The organism is Luedemannella helvata (genome assembly GCF_039528415.1).
GTDB classification, from domain to species: Bacteria; Actinomycetota; Actinomycetes; order Mycobacteriales; family Micromonosporaceae; genus Luedemannella; species Luedemannella helvata.
The window spans coordinates 36,136-54,015 of record NZ_BAAALS010000023.1 but is presented as its reverse complement, the minus strand read 5'-3'; the positions used below and the strand labels follow the sequence as shown (position 1 = coordinate 54,015).

The window sequence follows — 17,880 nt, the reverse complement described above, 5'->3', positions numbered from 1 at the left end:
CCACCCGGCAACGTTCGGCCACGCGATGCCGTACGCGACGTTCGCGCGCCTGCGCCGGGAGGCGCCCGTGCGCTGGACGCCGGAGCCCGACCTGCCGCGACACAGTTCGGCGGGGCGCACGGTGCACCGCGGCAGCGGGTACTGGGCGGTCCTCAGCCACGCCGCGGTGATCGAGGCATCGCGGCGTCCCGAGGACTTCTCGTCCGCCGCGCGGGGTGCGTTCCTCGTGGACCCGGCCACCCGCGCGGACCTGGACCAGGCCCGACAGCTACTGATCAACATGGACGCGCCGCACCACAGCCGCATCCGCCGCGTGGTGACGTCGGTGTTCACCCCCCGTGCCGTGGCCCGGCTCACCGACACGGTGCACGCCCACGCCCGCGACGTGGTCGCCGCCGCCGTGGCGAAGGGGGAGATCGACGCGGTGGCCGATCTCGCGGCGGAACTGCCGCTGCTGGTGATCGCGGACCTGCTCGGCATGCCGCGCGGCGACCGTCACCTGCTCTACCGGTGGAGCAACCACCTGGTCGGCTTCGACGACCCCGAGTTCGGTGGCGGCGATGTGGAGATCTACCGCCGTACGTTCGCCGAGGCGTTCCAGTACGCCCTGGGCATGGCGGTGCGTCGGCGCGCCGCGCCGGGGGAGGACCTGGTGAGCCTGCTCGCCAACGCGGAGGTGGAGGGGCGGCGGCTGAGCGACAGGGAGTTCTGCAACTTCTGGCTGCTGCTGGTGGTGGCCGGCAACGAGACGACCCGGCACCTGCTGGCCAACGGGATTCTCGCGCTCGCCGAGCGCCCCGATCAGCGCCGACGTCTGGTCGAGGACCCAGGGCTGATCGGGTCGGCGGTGGAGGAGCTGCTGCGCTGGGTTACGCCGATCATGCAGTTCCGGCGCACCGCCACGCGTGACACGGAGCTGGCCGGGCAGCCGATCGCGGCGGGCGACAAGGTGGTGCTCTACTACGCGGCGGCGAACCGGGACCCGGCGGTGTTCGCCGAACCGGATGAGGTCGATCTGGGCCGCGACCCCAATCCGCACCTCGCCTTCGGCATCGGGCCGCACTTCTGTCTCGGCGCGAACCTGGCGCGGTTGGAGGCGCGGGCGCTGCTCACCGCGCTGCGTCCGCATCTGGCGAACGTGGAGCTGCGGGGCGTGCCCACGCGGTTGGAGTCGAACTTCGTCAACGGCCTCAAGGCGTTGCCGGTGCGGTTGGCGAGCTGACCGCCGGCTCGAAGAGCAGCTGTACGTGCCGGCCGGCCCGGTGCGCTTCGTCGAGAGGTCCAGGACCATTCCCACGGCGTGCAGCGGGCGGTGCACGGTGCCGGCGGTGGCGCGGGCTGCTGTTAGGGCATCAGGCGGGTCGGTTTCGCAGTTCCTCGATCACCAGGTTCGCGACGTCGCGCATGGTGCTGATCTGCTGCGCCCGCTCCTGCTCGATAGGGTCGAGATCGAACCGGTCCTCCAGTGTGAACGCCAGCTCGAGCAGCGCCAGCGAGTGGAACGCCAGGTCCTCGATCAGGCGTGCGTCATCCGGCGCCGTCTCCTTCGCCTCGGGGGCGAGCTCCAGCACGATGGTCCGGACCTCCGCCCGGATCTCGTCCTCGGTCCGGCCGTCCACCTGCGTCGACGATGCCTCGCTCATGCGCTCTCCTGGGTTGTGTCGATTGGCACGGTTGATGACCCGGTCAGTTCGTCCGCCAGGAACGTCTGCCAGAGCTGACGGCGGCGCGGTTTGCCGCTGGAGGTGCGCGGGATCGTGCCGGGCGGCGCGTCGACGATGACGACGTCGGCCCCGTCGGTGCGCCGACGCAGCACCGACTCGGCAGTCGCGAGCCATCCGTCGCGGGGCCGCTCGAGCACCCCTACGACGGTGTGCCGGCCCGTACGCACGCCCAACGCCGCGGCGAACCGGTGGCCCGGCACGCCGTGGGCCGTCACCGCGGCCTCCAGATCCTCGGCGAAGACCGTACGGGCCCGGATCTTGAGACTGTCGCCCAGGCGGCCCAGCACGAACAGCTGCCCCTCGTACAGGAAGCCCGCGTCGCCGGTGCGTACGGAGCCGTTGACGAAGGCGGTCAGGGACGCGGACGGGGCATCGTCGGAGTCCGCGTACCCGTCGCCGACACCGTCGCCGGCGACGGTGATCTCACCGACCGTCCCGTCGGCGACCGGTGTGCCCGCCGGATCGGTGACCGTGACCCGGACGCCCCGCAGCGCCTGCCCGCAGCCGACCAGCGTCGGGTCGTCGGCGTCGACGCCCGGTCGGACCCGGTGGCCGGGGACGAGGCTGGCCTGGTCGAACCGGGTGGCCGTCCACGGATCGCCGACGGGCTGCCCGGTCACCGCAAGGGTCGCCTCGGCCAGCCCGTACGCGGGAAGGAGGGCCTGCGGCCGCAGGCCGTGGGGGGCCAGGAGGTCGAGCAGCCGCCGCGCCGCGTCATCGTCGACGCGCTCGGCGCCGACGATGAGGGCGCGTACCCCTGTGAAGTCCAGACCGACCAGGTCGCGGGGCGGCACCCGGCGGACGATGTGGGCCAACCCGAAGGTGGGCATGGCCGTGTGCGCGGCGCCGGAGCGGCCCAGGCAGCGGAGATAGCGCAGCGGGCGGTGGACGAACTCCTCGGGCGACATCAGCCACAGGTCGCCACTGTCCACGACGGGCGTGATGAGGCAGCCGGTGAGCCCCATGTCGTGGTGCGGTGGCAGCCAGGACGCGGTGGCGTGCTGGCCGTGCATGCCGAGCCAGGCGCGGATGGCCGCCACGTTGGCGGCCAACGCGTCGTGCGCGATGCGGATCGCCCGGCCGCGCCCGCTGGAGCCCGACGTGAACTGCAGCAGCGCGACGGCCGCCGGTTGCCGGCCCGCTGCCGCGCCCGGGTCCTCGCGGGCCAGGGTCCGCTCATCGAGGGCGCCCTCGGTGAGCTCGTCGAGGCGCAGCGCGGTGTAGCCGGGTGGCAGCGCGGTGCCGAGATCGACCTCCGTGACGACGACCCGTGGCGCGGCTGCGGCGAGCGCCGCGCGCAGATGCTGCGCGTAGCCGCCCGCGTCACCGAACACCATGGGTGGCGCCAGCGGTGAGACGGTGGCGCCCGCACGCAGGACGCCGAACAACGCCGCCACGAAACGGGGCCCACCCCGCCCGACGAGACTCACCACGTCACCCGGGCCGACGCCGGCCTCGACCAGCGCCCCGGCGACCCGATGAGTGAGGCCCGCGAGCCGCTGATAGGACCAGAAGTCCCACTGCTCGCCCGGGCCGGCGAACCGGATGCCCCGGGCCGGACTGGGCTGGGCGAGCCAGGCAAGCACAGGCGTCCGGCCTACGCGTGTATTCCCCGTCGATGCCACCGAGCTCCCGTGTGCGACGCGATCATGATGCGCGTTGTCGGTCAAGGATATCGAACACCATCGTGGGATGAAACCCTTCGATGGACGTCGTCACGGGCGCGCGGGCAGCCGCCACAGCTGTTCCGGCCCGAGGCAGAGCTCCGGCAGCACCGTCGCCAGCTGCGACACGTAGGCCCCGATGGCCCGCTCCTTCGCGGCCCGGTCGCCGCCGGTGGGGGGATGGGCGGTGGCGCCGTGCGCGGCGACGAACGCCCGCACCGCGTCGTCCGTGGCGGGAAACTGCCGGCGGTAGGGCATGTCCTCATACGCCAGGGTGTCCGTCCCGGCGGCCACCGCCGGCCAGACCCGGCCCACCTGCCGGTGGTCGGGGTGGACCAGGCCGACGGGGCCCAGCACCGTCGTGGGCCGGTGGGCCGTGACGAGCGAGCGCAACCGTTCGGCGATCTCCTCGTCGCTGCTGGGGTGGCGGTACTGCCGATCCAGGAAGTCCAGGTGCACGGGGTACGCGCCGAGCGTCGCCAGCGCGGCGGTGTCCTCGTCGCGGCGGCTGGACATCGCCCGGTGTCCATCGCCCAGACCGGTGGCCGCGTCGTAGCGTCCCCGGGTGCCGGTGGCCGGTAGGCCGGCGAAGACGGTCACGACGACCGCCCCCGGGTGCGCGGCGATGACCTCGCCGGCGGACAGCACGGCGTCGTCCAGATGCGTCGAGAACACCATCAGTCCACTCATGTCACCGGTCAATATCCCCGCCACCGTGGCCGCTGTCGAGATGGCGGGCAGTGACGACCGTCGCTATGCTGGCGACGTGCCGGTGGTGGAACCCGACCTGTCGGTCGTCATTCCGACCCACAACCGCGCCGAGCGGCTGCACCATACGCTGCGTGCCCTGGCAGGGCAGCGGCTGCCGCGGGACCGCTTCGAGGTTGTGATCGCCGACGACGGGTCGACCGATGACACCGCCGCCGTCGTGGCCGCCTTCGAGCCGGACCTGACTCTCCGGTACGCGCGGCTCGACCGCGACGAGGCCGACATCGCCGCGCACGGCTACTGCGTGTCCGGCGTGCGCAACGCCGGTGCCCGGCTGGCCGGCGCGCCGCTGATCGTCTTCCTCGACTGCGGTGTGATCGCTGGACCCGACCTGCTCGCCGCGCACTTGGCGGCCCACGCGGGCGCCGGGCCGGCCCGCAGCGTGCTCGGCTACGCGTTCGGCACCCACAAGTTCCGGCCCTTCCCCGACCTGGCGCAACTGCTGCGCACCCGGTCACCGGAGGAGGTCGCGGCCGCGATCGGTGCGGGACCGCGCGGGCTCGACCTGCGGCACGACGTCCTTCCCGCCGATGGGGACCTGACCGGCCTGGCGGGGCCGTGGATCCTGTGCTGGACCCTGAACATGTCGGTGCGCGCGACGGACTTCCGCGCGGTCGGCGGCTTCGATGAGAACTTCCGCGGCTGGGGGTACGAGGACGTCGAGCTGGGGTACCGGCTGCACCGTGCGGGCACGCGCCTGGTCGCCTCCCGCGACGCGTGGGGCATCGAGTGGCCCGACCGCCCCGACCTGGCCGCGCTGGAGACCGGCGCGGCCCGCAACATCGAGGTCTTCCTCGCCCGTCACCGCCACCCGGACGTGGAGCTCTACGCCTGCGCGCGGGGGCGCAACATTCTGCGCGAGTTCGAACGCGACCACGCGGCGCTGCGGGCCTGGACGCTCCGGGTGCGCGGCCTCGATCCGCTGCCTGACCTGACCGGCCTGCCGGCCGCGGAGCGGATGTGCGTGCTCGGATCCGGCGGCGTGGTGCCCGCCGGCTGGCCGCCGACCGTCCTGGTGGACTTCGACGCGGAGGCGTTGAGCCGGCTGCCGGCCGCGGGTGGGCACACGCCGCTGCACGCGGTGGGGCTGCGCACCGGCCTCCCCGACCGGGCCTTCGACCTGGTGGTGATCACGTCCCGGCTGGCCGGGGTGTGGGACCGGTGGGGCGGTCAGCTTCTCGCGGAGGCCCGGCGCGTCGGCCGGCAGGTGGTCTGTTTCGCCGACGCGGCCGCCCCGACCGTGGCGGGCGCGCGATGAGGGGCGTGTACTTCCTGGCCAACGACCGTGTGTACGAGCAGGCCGTGGCGTTCCTCAACAGCTTCCGGCAGCACAACCCGGACGTGCCGTTGTGCCTCGTGCCCTTCGCTGACGACGTGGCACGGGTGGCGGCGCTGGCCGACCGGTACGACTTCACCATCTGGTCCGATCTCGCGATGCTGCGTCGCTGCGACGAGCTGTCGCGCCGGTTCCACGGCGAGGTTCTCGGCCAGTACCGCAAGGTGGCGCTCTGGTCGGGCGGGTACGACGAGTTCGTCTACGTCGACTGCGACACCGTCGTGCTCCGCCCGGTGGACTTCGCCCTCGACCTGCTCAGTGACTACGACGTGGTCGCCTCGCACTCCGACATCCCCGGTATCCGCCGCTTCGTCTGGCGCGACTCCATCATGGACACCGGTGCGTTGACCGCCTGGCAGATCCGCTACGCCGCCAGTACCGGGTTCCTGGCGTCGCGCCGTGGCGTGCTCGACGCCGACCGGGTGTGCGCGGATCCCACCGAGGCGCTGGCGCTGGCGCCGCACATGGCGTTGGAGTGCTCCGAGCAGCCACTGCTGAACTATCTGATCGTCACCTCGGGAGGGCGGTACAGCAGCCTGTTCACCATCGCCCTGCGCACCCGCGACCGCACCATGCCGCAGGAGGTCTGGGCGGGCAGTGATCTCGGTGAGGTGTCCGGCGGACAGGTGCTGCCGCCGCCGAACCACCCCTCCGTCCTGTTGGTGCACTGGGCCGGCCAGTGGGAACGCGTCCGGCGCGAGGGCGGCGACATCCCGTACCGGCAGTTGTGGGAGCACTACCGCTCGCTGGCCCCCAGGTAGTCGCGCCGGCCGGCGCCGAAGTACCGCTCCCGCAGCGTCGTCTCAGCTGGGTCGTACGCCTTGCGGAACAGGCCGCGGCGCTGCAGCTCCGGCACCAGCAGGTCGCAGATGTCGTCGATGCCCGACGAGGGTGGGCACGGGAACAGGTTGAACCCGTCGACGCCCGCGACCTCGACGTACTCCTCCATCCGGTCGGCCACCTGTTCAGGGGTGCCGAACAGCATGAGCCGGTCGAAACGGTGCGGTCGGCGCGGCGTGGCGATGAAGTCGCGCACGTCCCCGACCGTCCATGCGCGGTCGGGCGCGGCACTGGCCAGGAAGCCGACCACGGATCGTCCGTCCTCGGTGAGGATCTCCGCGATCGGGGTGTCGTCGGGATGGGCGGCGAGGTCCACCCCGACCCAGCCGCACCACTTGGCCAGCAGGCCACCCGGGCTGCTGAGCGCGGTGAACTGCTCCGCCCGCTCGCGGGCCTCCTCGTCGGTGCGGCCCAGCAGCACGGGCATGCCCTGCAGGATGCGCAGCGCGTCGGGCCCGCGGCCGTGCTCCTCGGCCCGCCGGCGCAGCCGCGCGACCGTCTCCGCGCCGCGCTTGGCGCTGTTGAGCGTGACGAAGACGACCTCCGCGTGGCGGGCGGCGAAGGTGGTGCCGCGGTCGGAGGCGCCCGCCTGGTAGATCACCGGCGTCCGCTGCGGCGACGGCTCGCACTGGTGGGCCGCGTCGACCGTGAACCACCGTCCCTGGTGGGTGACGGCGCGCACCGCGGCCGGGTCGGTGAACACGTCCGCCGCGGCGTCGTGACGCACCGCACCCGCGTCCCAGCTGCGCTCCCACAGGGCTCGCACCACCTCGACGTACTCGTCGGCACGGTCGTAGCGCTCGTCGTGCGGGATGTACGTGCCGAGCCCCGTGGAGGCAGCGAGTCGCAGGTCCGAGGTGACAATGTTCCAGCCGACCCGCCCGTCGGTCAGGTGGTCGAGGGTGGAGAAGACCCGGGCACACTGGTACGGCGCGTGGTAGGAGGTCGAGTACGTCACCGCGAAGCCCAACTGCTCCGTGGCGGCCGCGAGAGCGGGCAGCAGGAGCACCGGGTCGATCGCCGGCACCTGGTGGGCGTGGCGCACCGACGCGGCGGCGGACCCGCCGTAGACGTCGTAGACACCGTGGATGTCGGCGAAGAACAGCGCGTCGACGCACGCGGCCTCCAGCTTGCGGGCCACCGAGGTCCAGTGCGACATGGTCCGGTACCCGGTGGCGCTGCGGTCGTCAGGGTGCCGCCACAACCCTTCGAACAGCGGGGATGGGACAGCCTGGCTCAGCACGTTCAGGTGCACCGGGGATCTTCTCCTTACCGTGGTCGGACCTGCATGGGCACGCTGTCGTACGCGCGGATGTTCCCGGACGCGGTCAGCCGCCGCACCGGCTCGCCGGCGGGCTCGATCGTGGCGAAGTGGTGCAGGAGCCGCTCGAACGCCACCCGGCCCTCCTCCCGGGCCAGCGCGGCGCCCAGGCAGAAGTGCGTACCCCCGCCGAAGGACACGTGCGGGTTGGGGGAGCGGCCGACGTCGAGCCGGTCGGCCCGCTCGAACACGCTCTCGTCGTGGTTGGCCGAACCGAGCAGCAGCACCAGCACCCGACCGGCCCGCACCGTGTGGCCGCCGATCTCGATCGGCGACAGCACCATCCGGCCGGCCCCCTGGACAGGGGCGTCGTAGCGCAGGAACTCCTCGACGGCGCTGGCCGCGAGCCCGGGCTCGGCCCGCAGCCGGGCGAGCTGGTTGGGATGGCGCAGCAGGGCCGCGCAGCCGGTGCCGATCATGTTCCGGGTGGTCTCGAAGCCCGCGAAGAACAGGAACACCGCGTTGTCCACGATCTCCTGCTGGGAAAGGCTGTCCTCGCCGGACCCGGCGGCGAGCATCCGGGACAGCAGGTCGTCGCCGGGGCGGTGCCGGCGCTCCTCCAGCAATGCCCCGAGGTACTCGCGCAGCCACACGACGGCCGCGTGCACGTGGGGCCGGTCCGCCTCGGCGACCTCGGTGCTCCAGCCGCGGGCCAGGTCGGCGGCGCGCGGCCGGACGATGTCGCGGTCGGCGGTGGGCACGCCGAGCAGTTCGCACACGACCGTGACGGGCAGCGGATAGGCCAGATCGGTGGCGGCGTCGAGGATCCCGGTGTCGAGGGCCGGTTCGAGCAGTTCGTCGACGATGCCGGTGAGGTGGTCGGAGAGCCGGCGGACCAGGGCCGGGCTGAACGCCTTGCTCATCAGCGCGCGGAGCCGGGTGTGCTCGGGCGGGTCACGCACGATGCTGATGCCGCCGAAAAACTCGGTCGCGGGGCCGTCGCCGATGGCGAAGCGCCGGTACTCCTCGGGAAAGCCGTGCGCGAGCCGCCGGTCGCGCAGCAGCGCCGACACATCGGCGTGGCGGGTGACCCCCCACTGTCCCGGACCGAACCGGCACAGCTGCCCGGCCGCGCGCAACTGCGCGTAGTGCGGGTACGGATCGACGACGACGGTCGGATCGTCATGAGCGAAGCGCGGCGGCAGAACTCTACCCACACTGGTCACGATCGCCCCCGAGTCGCCCGGCCATCGATCAATCGATGTACACCACTAGTGTTGGACCGTACCGGCCGCCGGGTCACCACGAAAGGTGTGTGCGTTGGAGAGTTCTGATCTCGCCCGCCTGACCGCCGCGCTCGAACGCGAGGGCCTGGCCGCGTTCCTCGCCGCGTTCGCGCCGCACGCGACCCGACGTGACCGCTGGGCGCGCGAGGTCCACCGGCTCAACGGGCACCTTAGGCCGCTGGTGGACCTGTTCCTGCTCGGTGAAGCCGTGCCGGTGGCGGACCTGCCCGCGGACGTGGCGGCCGCCGTGCCACCGCTGGTCGCGGCCGGAGCCGCCCGTGTCGACGGGGATCACGCTTCCCTGGCCGGGCTGTCGCTGTTCCGCCCGTACGGGGTGTGGCTGTTCGCCGAGCCCCCAGGCCCCGCCCAGGCGTCGGCCTACTTCGGACCCGACTCGCTCGCGCTGGCGATGCACACCACGTACCGACCGGGCGGCTCCTGCCTGGACCTGTGCGCGGGCCCCGGCTTCCAGGGGTTGGCCGCGCTCGCCCGGTGCGCCACCGCCACCCTGGTGGAGCTGACCGGGGAGGCGGCCGCCGTAGCCGCGCTCAACGTCGCGGTCAACGGTGTCGCCGACCGGGTACGGGTGCGCGCGGGCGACCTGTACGCCCCGGTGGCCGACGAGCGGTTCGACCACGTGGTCGCGAACGTGCCCTTCATGCCGGTGCCGCCCGGTCACCCGTTCCCGGTCGCCGGCGCCGGCGGGCCGGACGGCTTCGACGTGGCCCGCCGGGTGCTGCACCAGTTGCCCGGACACCTGCGCGACGGCGGCAGCGCCCACCTGGCGACGATGCTGCTGCGCGGACCGGACGGCCTGCTGCTCGCCGAGGAGTTGTCGGCGTGGGCGCGGGAGGCGGACTGCGACGTGACGGTGACACTCACCTCGCAGATCCCCACCACCGCCGACTCGCCCCTGGTGCTGGGCACCGCCGAGGCGATCGCGGCGGCGGGGGACACGCCGGTCGGGGCGCTCGTCGAGCAGGTCGCCGACCACTACGCCGCGCTCGGCGCGTCGTCGGCGAGCTGGGCGTTCCTACGGGTGGACCCGGGCGGTGGCCGGCTGCGCCCGATCGAGCTGGGCGGCGCGGGACGGCGTGCTCCCTGGGTCTCACTCGTGTGAGGCGCGCAGCGCCGCCTTGTCCACCTTGCCGACCGGCGTGTACGGGAAGTCCTCGACCAGGATGAGCGCGTCCGGCAGCTTGTAGCCGGCCAGGCCACGCTCGGTGAGGAAGCCGCGCAACTCGCTCAGCGCCGGTTCGCCGTCGGTGGCCACGACGAACGCACAGGACCGCTCACCCAGCCCTGGGTCCGGCACCGCCACCACGGCCACGTCGGCGACCTTCGGGTGGGCACGCAGATGCTCCTCGACCTCGACCGCGGAGACCTTCTCGCCGCCCCGGTTGACCACGTCCTTGATCCGGCCCTCCACCACCATCGCGCCGTCGGGCAGCAGCCTGACCAGGTCCCCGGTGCGGTAGAAGCCGTCGGAGGTGAACGCCGTCCGGTTGTGCTCCTCCGCCCGGTAGTACCCGCGCAGGGTGTACGGCCCGCGTACGAGCAGCTCACCCACCTCGCCCGCCGGCACGTCCCGGCCATCCTCGCCGACGGCGCGCAGCTCGTCGTCGGCGGACATCGGTCGACCCTCGGTGGTGTGCCGAAACTGCGCGGGTTCATCGGGTCGGGTGAACGACAACAGTCCTTCGGCCATGCCGAACCAGCGGGTCAGCGTGCAGCCCAGCGCCTCCTCGGCGCGCGCCGCGAGCCGGGGATCCAGGGCCGCGCCGCCCACCTCCACCGTCAGCTTGGACAGGTCGGCCTGGAAGATCGGAGCGGTCTCCATCCATAGTGGAAGGAAAGCCGGCATGAGGGTGGTGAGCGTGACCCCCTCCCGCGCGATGAGCGGGAACACCTCGTCGGGACTCGGGCTAGCGGCGAGCACGGCCGGCGCGCCGACCCGTAGCGCGCCGAGCACGCCGGGGCAGCCCAGCGCCGCGTTGTGCGCCGCCGGCAGCGCCGCCAGGTACGCCCCCGACGCGTCGAAGCCCATCTCGGCCGCGGTGGTCCGGAGCTGGTACGCGTAGTCGTTGTGGGTGCGCGGGATGAGCTTGGGCCGGCCGGTGGTGCCCCCCGACAGCAGCAGCAGCGCCACCTCGTCCGGGTCCGGCCCGGGCAGGTCCACGGGCTCGGCCCGCACCTGCGCCAGGGCGGTGAACTCGCCAGGAGCCCCGGCGACAAGCACATGGCGCAGCTCCGGCACCGTGGCGCTGACCTCGCGGGCCAGCTCACGATGGTCGAAGCGGGCCAGCACGTCCGGGATGACCAGCGCGGTCGCCCCGGTGTGCGCGCACAGGTAACCGATCTCCGCGAGCCGGTGCGCGGGCAGCGCCAGCACCGGCACGGCACCCAACCGGAACAGGGCGACCAGGAGGGCGAGGAAGTCCGGTCCGTTCGGCAGCTGCACCACCACGCGGTCCCCGGCGCGCAGTCCCAGCCGCCACAGCCCGCCGCACAGTTCGTCGGCCCAGGCGTCCAGCTCGGCGTAGCTGACCCGCTGGCGCAGGGTGACCACGGCGGGCCGGTCGCCCGCGGTGCGGGCCGGTTCGCGGAGCAGATCGGCGAGGGTCTCCCCGGTCCAGTACCCGGCGCGCCGGTAACGCTCGGCGAATTCAGCTGGCCACGGTACAGCCCCAGTCAGCATGACTTTCTCCCCCTGTTTGTGCTGATATCGCTACCGGTCAGGTCCGGGCGGCGGCCGCCGCCGGCCGCGGGTCGAACACCCCGCGCTCGCGCAGCAGGGGCATGACCCCCTCGCCGAACCAGTACGCCTCCTCCAGATGCGGCTGACCGGACAGGATCAGGTGTTCAACACCCAGCTCGTGCAACTCGACGATCCGGTCGGCCACCTCGGCGTGGCTGCCGACCAGCGCGGCGCCGGCGCCGGGCCGCAGCAGGCCGAAGCCCGCCCACACGTTGGGGTAGACCTCCAGCCGATCCAACTGCCCGTCGTGGAGCGCGGCCATCCGCCGTTGCCCCTCGGACTCGGTCCGCCGGAAGCGGGCCTGCGCAGCGGTGACCATGGCGGGGTCCAGCTCGCCGAGCAGCTGGTCGGCCTCGGCCCAGGCCTGTTCGGCGGTGTCCCGGGTGATCACGTTGAACCGCGTGCCGAAGGCGAGCGCGCGGCCCTCGGCGGCGGCGGTCAGCCGGGCCTGGTCGAACAGGTCGACAAGGAGCGGCGGCGTCTCCCCCCACGCCAGGTACACATCGGCGTGGCGGGCAGCGACCCGCTGCGCGGCCGCCGAGGACCCGCCGAGAAACACGGTGGGGTGGGTGGCCGGCGGCCGGGTCGTCACGGCGGCCCGCACGTCATAGTGGGCGCCCGTGAAGTCGAGCGGATCGCCGGACCAGGCGCCGCGCATGATGGCGAGGAACTCGTCGGCCCGCTCGTAACGCTGGTCGTGGTCGTGCCAGTCGCCGTAGCGGCGCTGCTCGGTGGGGTCCCCGCCGGTGACGACGTTGAGCAGCAACCGGTCGCCGGTGAGCCGCTGCGCGGTCGCGGCCATCTGGGCGGCCAGCGTCGGGGACAGCAGGCCCGGCCGGAACGCGACCATGAACCTGACCCGCTCCGTGCGGGTGGCCAGGGCCGCGGCCAGCAGCCACGGGTCCTCGCAGAACAGGCCGGCCGGCAGCAACATGCCGGCGAAGCCCAGCTGGTCGGCCGCGCAGGCGACCTGCGTCAGATAGGTGATGTCGGGCTGGCGTTGCGCGCCGCGGACCCCGGCGCCGGCCCGGCGGGACAGGGCGCGACCGTCACCATGGGCGGGGAGGAACCAGTGCAGCTGCAGCGGCATGAGGCGCTCCTTCCGTGGGCACCCTAACAGACCCATTGATACACCCGATATCGTCGATGCGTTCCGGCCACGAGGGGGCAGCCATGGAGCAGAGCACACCGGCGTCGGGCCGCGCACTGGTCACGGGGATCTCGCGCGGTATCGGGCGGGCCATCGCGCTCCGCCTGGCCCGCGACGGTTACGCCGTGGCCGGCTGCTACGCCACCCCCAGTGAGGCCGCCGAACAGACCCGGATCGAGCTGGAGAAGCTGGGCGTGCCGATCTTCCTCGACCGGTGCGACGTGCGCGACAACGAGGCCGTGGACGCGTTCGTCGCGGCTGCCGAGCGGACCGTCGGGCCGCTCGACACGCTGGTCAACAACGCCGGCATCGTCCGGGACAACCCCATGGTGCTCATGCCCGTGGCCGACTGGCAGGCCGTCGTGGACACCAACCTCTCGGGTACGTGGAACGTCTGTCGTACGGTCGGCTTCCGGTTCATGAAGCGCCGCGCCGGCACCATCGTGAACATCTCCTCGGTCGCCGGCGTGTACGGGCACGCGAGCCAGTCGAACTACGCCGCGACGAAGGCCGGGATCATCGGCCTGAGCCGGTCCATCGCCAAGGAGCTCGCACCGTACGGGATCCGGGTCAACGTGGTGGCGCCCGGCTTCATCGAGACCGAGATGACCGCCGGCCTCAGCGACAAGCAACGCGCTGCGGCGCTGGAGAACATCCCGCTGCGCCGGTTCGGGGCCGCCGACGACGTGGCAGCCATGGTGGCGTTCCTCGCGTCGGCGCAGGCCGGCTACATCACCGGCCAGGTCGTCCAGGTCGACGGTGGGATCCGCCTGTGAGCGGCGGCCACGCGGTGCCGTTGGCCGCCACGGACGACGTGCGGGTCCACACCGACGGCGACACCCTGGTCGTGCACGCACGCAAGACCGTCACCGCGACCGATCCGTACCTGGTCGGGCATTTCCCGGGACAACCGGTCTACCCGGGGGTGTTCGTGCTGGAGACGGTGCGCCAGGCGGTCGCGGCGGCGCACGGGCTGCCCCCGACGGTGCTCGACATCGGTCACGTCACCTCAGTCCGGTTCGCCGCTCCGCTCCGCCCGGGCGCCACGTTGCTGGTCGAGATCACCATGCGGGCCGGGCCGTTGACCGGCGTGGTGGCCGTGCGGTCCCGCTGCGTCGGTGACGACGGGACGCTGGTGGCGACGGCGAAACTCGACTGCGTCGTGGTAGGGGACCCGGCGTGATGGACCGGGCCCAGGTACGGCGGATCCTGCCGCACGGCCCGCCGATGGTGCTGGTGGACGAGGTCGAGTGGCTCGATCCCGGGCAGGCGCTGCGCGCGGTCCGGACGATCGACGCCGCCGAACCGTGCTTCGCCGGCCTGCCGCCGGGCCGCCACGCGTACCCGGTGTCGCTCATGCTGGAGTCGTTCGGCCAGGCCGCCGCGCTGTTGTGGTATTCGCGGGTGGGCACCCTGGCCGGTCCCGACCAGGTCCTGATGTTCGCCGCGGGCCGCGACTGCCGCTTCGACGGACCGGCGTACCCGGACGAGGTGCTGCGCCACCACGTGCGCCTGGACCAGGTGGTGGCCGACACGGCGTTCGCCAGCGGCGAGATCTACGCCGGCGAACGCCGTGTCGCCACCATCGGTTCGTTGATCGCTGTCGTGCGTCCGGTAGCGGTGCTGGGCGACTGAGCGTCAGGCGCGCTGCAGGAACATCCAGCGGTGACCCTCGACGTCCTCCGCCTTGTACGTGCGTCCGTGCGGGCTGTCGGCCGGCTCGGCCAGGATGGTCGCGCCGGCGGCCCGGGCCTGCTCGCAGTGCGCGTCGACGTCGGGCACGTACAGCATCACGCCGTCGATGACGTAGGGCACCTGCGACCACTTCGCCGCCGCCGCGCACGTCTCCCGGTGGTGCCGCGGGCTCTCGTAGTCGGGAGTGGGCGTGGCCATCATGATGACCCCGTCGCCGAACGACATCTCCCCATGACCGAGGACGCCGTTGTCGTCGACCCAACGGGCCTGTTCGACCAGCCCGAAAGCCTTGTGCAGCCAGTCCATGGCCTTGGGTCCGTCCTCATAGGCGAGCATCGGTATGACGGTGGGCAGTGTCTGCTGTGCCATTCTCATCCTCCAGGTTTCGCGGATGTCGCGACATGACTGATCGGATCCGGCGGGGCCGCGACGGCACGCCAGGCGTCACCGAGCACCCGATCCACCAACTGACCGAAGCCGCGGGCGAGGTCGCGTACCCATCCGGTGACCTGGTCGTCATAGACGGCCATGATGATGACGCGGTCGTCGTTATCCATCACCACCACGCGCGATCCGAAACGTGCCGTGCGGTGGTCGCGCTGCGGCACCACGTTCTCGGCGCTGGCCGCGCCCAGATCGATGCCGGTGGTGCATGGTGAGGCAGAAGACGTGTTCGTCGTCGGCCGTGCGCCACCGTCGCGACCGGACGGGCCTCGTGGTGCGCAGCGCCTCCTGCTGCCCGGAGATCGTGCCCAGGGCCCGCTCGAGCGCAGCCGTCCGTAGGTCGCCGCGCAGGCGCCAGACGAGGGCCCCGTTGAAGCGGCCGTCACCGCTGCCCCGGTAGTGCTCCATAAGCCACAGCAGGCGCCCGGAGTGGATACTCACGAGGCCGGAGTCTAGCGGCCACGTACATCGATGAGAACGGTTGCGTGCGAGCGGTCCCGGATCGTAGGGTCTCGATGTGGCCGCCTCGTCCTGAGCATGGATGAGCGCCGGCGGCCGACAAACCGGGGGTCGTATGCGCGCGCGGGTCCAGGTTCCAGCCATTGCCTGCGCTCCGACGTGGCCCGGACACCGGCAGGACGGCCCGGCGACGTGACCGATGACGTTCGGGCGCGGGCCTTGGTGGTCCGTCTCTGGCTTGCCTGCCTGGCAACCCAGGAGCTGCTGACCGCCTACCTCGGCCTACGGCTGGGCCTCTACGCCGCGCTGCGCGGCAACCCGGCGACGTACGAGCAGCTGGCCCGCGCCGCCGGGATAGCGCCGCGGTACGCCCGCGAATGGTTGGAGCAGCAGGCCGTCGCGGGCTTCATCGACGTCGACGACGCGACGCTGCCCGCCCCCGAACGGACGTACTCGATCGACGAAGGTCACGCCACCGTGCTGACCGCCTCGGACGATCCGTTGTCGCTCGCGTCACTGGCGATCCTGCCGCTCGGCGGGGTCGCGCGGGCACTGCCGGAGCTGTTGGCGGCCTACCGCAGCGGTGGCGGTGTGCCCGACGCCGTCTTCGGCGACGACTGGCGCGAAGGGCACTCCGGCGCCAACCGCGCGCTGTTCACCCACCAGCTCGCCGGCTGGGTGCGTCGCGCCCTGCCGGGCGCTCACCAGCGGCTGCGGACGCCGGGGGCCCGGATCGCTGACATCGGCTGCGGTGCCGGCTGGGCCAGCATCGCGCTGGCTCAGGCGTACCCCCATGCCCAGGTGGACGGCTTCGACCTGGACGCCGCCGCCACCGCCGACGCGGCCCGCAACGCCGAGGAGGCTGGCGTCGGTGACCGGGTGAGCTTCCACGCCCGGGACGCGGCCGATCCCGGCGCGGCCGGCCGGTACGACCTGGTCTGCGTGCTCGACGTGCTGCACGAGGTGCCCCGACCCGTCGAGATGTTGCGGACGTGCCGTGAGCTGCGCCGCGACGGCGGCTCGGTGCTGGTCATGGACGCCCGGGTGGCCCCGGCGTTCGTCGCGCCCGCCGACGAGGTGGAGCGGTTCCAGTACGCCACCAGCCTGCTGCACTGCCTGCCGGCCTGCCTGGCCGCCGAGGATTCGGCCGGCACCGGCACCGTCATGCGACCCGACCAGGTACGCGGGTTCGCGCGCGCGGCCGGCTTCGCCGACGCCCAGGTACTGCCGGTGCAGGAACGGTTCCACCGGCTCTATCACCTGACGGGGTGAGCCGGTGGTGACGCGGCCGTTGATCGACGGGGACACACTGCTGACGGTGTGTGCCACCCCCGCCTACCACGACGACCCGTACCCGTTCCTGGCGCGGCTGCGACCGGTCGACCGGGTCAAGAACGGCCCGTGGCTGGTCAGCGGGTACGAGGACGTGTCGCGGCTGTTGCGTGACCCCCGGTTGGGCAACGACCCCCGAGGGGGCGACCCGGCCGCGGCGGCGGCCGTGCGCGGCACCCGCGGCGCCGACGATCAGGCCATGCCGCCGCCCGTCACGGCGCTCGACCCACCCGACCACGCCCGGGTGCGCGACGTGCTGGGTGCCGTGCTGCCGGCGCGCTTGGTGACGCACCTGGGGCCCCGGGTCTGCCAGGTCGCCGACGAGCTGCTCGACCAGCTCGCGCCGGGCGGCGGGGGCGTCGACCTGATCGAGCGGTTCGCGGCTCCGCTGCCCGTGCGTATCGCGGGTGATCTGTTCGGGCTGCCGGCCGGCGACCGCGACCGGGTGGTGGCCTGGGGGACCCGGCTGGCCGTCAACGGCGACCCCGACCCGGTGGTGCGCGCCCCCGACCGCGCCGCCGCGGCGGCGGCCGAGCGCGACCTCGCACGCTACTTCGCCCAACTCGTACTGCGCCGCCGACGGGCCGGGGGCGACGACCTGATCAGCGCGCTTGCCGCGGCGGGCGGCCCGCTCAGCTTCCCCGAGCTGGTGGTCAACGCGGTGTTCCTGTTCGTCAACAGCTACCACAACACGGTCAGCCTCATCGGCAATGCCGTCCTCGCGCTGCTGCGTCACCCCGAACAGTGGGACCGCCTGCGGTCCGACCCCACGCTGGCGCCCGCCGCCGTGGAGGAGGCGCTGCGCTACGACAGCCCCATCCAGTCCATCGCGCGAACCACCCGCGAACCCGTCGATGTCGCGGGCGTGACGATCCCGGCCGGGCACCAGGTGATGGCCCTGGTCGGTGCGGCACATCGGGACGCGACGGCATTCGACGAGCCGGACATGTTCCGGTTGACCGGCCGGACGCGGCGGGCACTGTCGTTCGGTGCCGGGCCACACTACTGCGTCGGTGCCGGTCTGGCCCGCCTGCAGGCGGAGACCGCACTGAGCCGACTCGCCGCGCGGTTGCCCGGACTCAGCCTGGCCACCCGTGCGCGACGCAGCGGCACCCTGACCCTGCGGGGCGTGACCGCGCTCCCGGTCCACATCGGATGATCCG

The 17,880-nt window shown here is 72.8% G+C and carries 18 protein-coding genes; 9 read left to right on the top strand and 9 right to left on the bottom strand.

All coding sequences use genetic code 11. The annotated features are described in order from the left end of the window. Positions 1-25 precede the first annotated feature (25 nt). Entirely contained in the window at positions 26-1,222 is a 1,197-nt protein-coding gene (locus tag ABD191_RS21230; RefSeq protein ID WP_425560794.1) for a cytochrome P450, read from the top strand. A gap of 130 nt (positions 1,223-1,352) precedes the next feature. Here the strand turns inward: ABD191_RS21230 and ABD191_RS21225 are convergent, their stop codons facing one another. The 3 genes from ABD191_RS21225 to ABD191_RS21215 all read right to left on the bottom strand — a co-directional run bounded on the left by ABD191_RS21225 (position 1,353) and on the right by ABD191_RS21215 (position 4,078). Beyond that, positions 1,353-1,643 (bottom strand): acyl carrier protein, encoded by a 291-nt coding sequence (locus ABD191_RS21225; RefSeq protein ID WP_344084825.1) that lies wholly within the window; start codon positions 1,641-1,643, stop codon positions 1,353-1,355. After that, positions 1,640-3,310 (bottom strand): AMP-binding protein, encoded by a 1,671-nt coding sequence (locus ABD191_RS21220; RefSeq protein ID WP_344084822.1) that lies wholly within the window; start codon positions 3,308-3,310, stop codon positions 1,640-1,642. The genes ABD191_RS21225 and ABD191_RS21220 overlap by 4 nt, the downstream gene beginning before the upstream one ends. A 129-nt stretch (positions 3,311-3,439) precedes the next feature. Then, positions 3,440-4,078 (bottom strand): PIG-L deacetylase family protein, encoded by a 639-nt coding sequence (locus tag ABD191_RS21215; protein ID WP_344084819.1) that lies wholly within the window; start codon positions 4,076-4,078, stop codon positions 3,440-3,442. Between ABD191_RS21215 and ABD191_RS21210 the strand changes: the two genes are divergently transcribed. Beyond that, entirely contained in the window at positions 4,077-5,414 is a 1,338-nt protein-coding gene (locus tag ABD191_RS21210) for a glycosyltransferase family 2 protein (protein ID WP_344084816.1), read from the top strand. The genes ABD191_RS21215 and ABD191_RS21210 overlap by 2 nt on opposite strands. Further along, positions 5,411-6,253, top strand: coding sequence for a hypothetical protein (locus ABD191_RS21205; protein ID WP_344084813.1), 843 nt, complete (start codon positions 5,411-5,413; stop codon positions 6,251-6,253). The genes ABD191_RS21210 and ABD191_RS21205 overlap by 4 nt, the downstream gene beginning before the upstream one ends. Here ABD191_RS21205 and ABD191_RS21200 read toward each other — a convergent pair. Both ABD191_RS21200 and ABD191_RS21195 read right to left on the bottom strand, forming a co-directional pair. Next, positions 6,229-7,587 (bottom strand): NtaA/DmoA family FMN-dependent monooxygenase, encoded by a 1,359-nt coding sequence (locus tag ABD191_RS21200; RefSeq protein WP_344084810.1) that lies wholly within the window; start codon positions 7,585-7,587, stop codon positions 6,229-6,231. The two genes, ABD191_RS21205 and ABD191_RS21200, sit on opposite strands and share 25 nt — an antisense overlap. A gap of 14 nt (positions 7,588-7,601) precedes the next feature. Beyond that, positions 7,602-8,810 (bottom strand): cytochrome P450, encoded by a 1,209-nt coding sequence (locus ABD191_RS21195; protein ID WP_344084807.1) that lies wholly within the window; start codon positions 8,808-8,810, stop codon positions 7,602-7,604. Between the two features lie 103 nt (positions 8,811-8,913). Here ABD191_RS21195 and ABD191_RS21190 point away from each other — a divergent pair, with 103 nt between their 5' ends. Further along, entirely contained in the window at positions 8,914-9,999 is a 1,086-nt protein-coding gene (locus ABD191_RS21190; protein WP_344084804.1) for a methyltransferase, read from the top strand. On the opposite strand, the gene ABD191_RS21185 is transcribed toward ABD191_RS21190, so the two are convergent. Both ABD191_RS21185 and ABD191_RS21180 read right to left on the bottom strand, forming a co-directional pair. Beyond that, a complete protein-coding gene (locus tag ABD191_RS21185) occupies positions 9,988-11,577 on the bottom strand; it encodes a (2,3-dihydroxybenzoyl)adenylate synthase (protein WP_344084801.1) in 1,590 nt (529 codons plus the stop codon). The genes ABD191_RS21190 and ABD191_RS21185 overlap by 12 nt on opposite strands. A 37-nt stretch (positions 11,578-11,614) precedes the next feature. Beyond that, positions 11,615-12,727, bottom strand: coding sequence for an LLM class flavin-dependent oxidoreductase (locus ABD191_RS21180; RefSeq protein WP_344084798.1), 1,113 nt, complete (start codon positions 12,725-12,727; stop codon positions 11,615-11,617). An 83-nt stretch (positions 12,728-12,810) separates the two neighbouring features. On the opposite strand from ABD191_RS21180, the gene fabG reads away from it, so the two are divergent. From fabG to ABD191_RS21165, 3 genes are read left to right on the top strand one after another with little or no spacing between them, the layout of a single operon-like run. Continuing rightward, the gene (gene fabG / locus ABD191_RS21175; protein ID WP_344084795.1) at positions 12,811-13,563 is read left to right on the top strand and encodes a 3-oxoacyl-[acyl-carrier-protein] reductase; all 753 of its coding nucleotides are present in this window, start codon (positions 12,811-12,813) and stop codon (positions 13,561-13,563) included. After that, positions 13,560-13,970, top strand: a complete 411-nt coding sequence (locus ABD191_RS21170; protein WP_344084792.1) for a FabA/FabZ family ACP-dehydratase — start codon at positions 13,560-13,562, stop codon at positions 13,968-13,970. Before fabG ends, ABD191_RS21170 begins: the two co-directional genes overlap by 4 nt. Then, positions 13,970-14,422: a 3-hydroxyacyl-ACP dehydratase FabZ family protein gene (locus tag ABD191_RS21165; protein WP_344084789.1), complete on the top strand. Its 453-nt coding sequence runs from the start codon at positions 13,970-13,972 to the stop codon at positions 14,420-14,422. The genes ABD191_RS21170 and ABD191_RS21165 overlap by 1 nt, the downstream gene beginning before the upstream one ends. Before the next feature lie 3 nt (positions 14,423-14,425). On the opposite strand, the gene ABD191_RS21160 is transcribed toward ABD191_RS21165, so the two are convergent. Both ABD191_RS21160 and ABD191_RS21155 read right to left on the bottom strand, forming a co-directional pair. After that, positions 14,426-14,851 (bottom strand): VOC family protein, encoded by a 426-nt coding sequence (locus ABD191_RS21160; RefSeq protein ID WP_344084786.1) that lies wholly within the window; start codon positions 14,849-14,851, stop codon positions 14,426-14,428. 2 nt (positions 14,852-14,853) lie between these two features. After that, positions 14,854-15,090, bottom strand: coding sequence for a hypothetical protein (locus ABD191_RS21155; protein ID WP_344084783.1), 237 nt, complete (start codon positions 15,088-15,090; stop codon positions 14,854-14,856). A gap of 487 nt (positions 15,091-15,577) precedes the next feature. Between ABD191_RS21155 and ABD191_RS21150 the strand changes: the two genes are divergently transcribed. Together ABD191_RS21150 and ABD191_RS21145 are read left to right on the top strand one after the other, a co-directional pair. Beyond that, on the top strand, positions 15,578-16,657 hold the full coding sequence (locus ABD191_RS21150) for a class I SAM-dependent methyltransferase (RefSeq protein WP_344084780.1): 1,080 nt from the start codon (positions 15,578-15,580) through the stop codon (positions 16,655-16,657). A gap of 7 nt (positions 16,658-16,664) precedes the next feature. Next, entirely contained in the window at positions 16,665-17,876 is a 1,212-nt protein-coding gene (locus tag ABD191_RS21145; RefSeq protein WP_344084777.1) for a cytochrome P450, read from the top strand. The last annotated feature ends 4 nt before the right edge of the window (positions 17,877-17,880 follow it).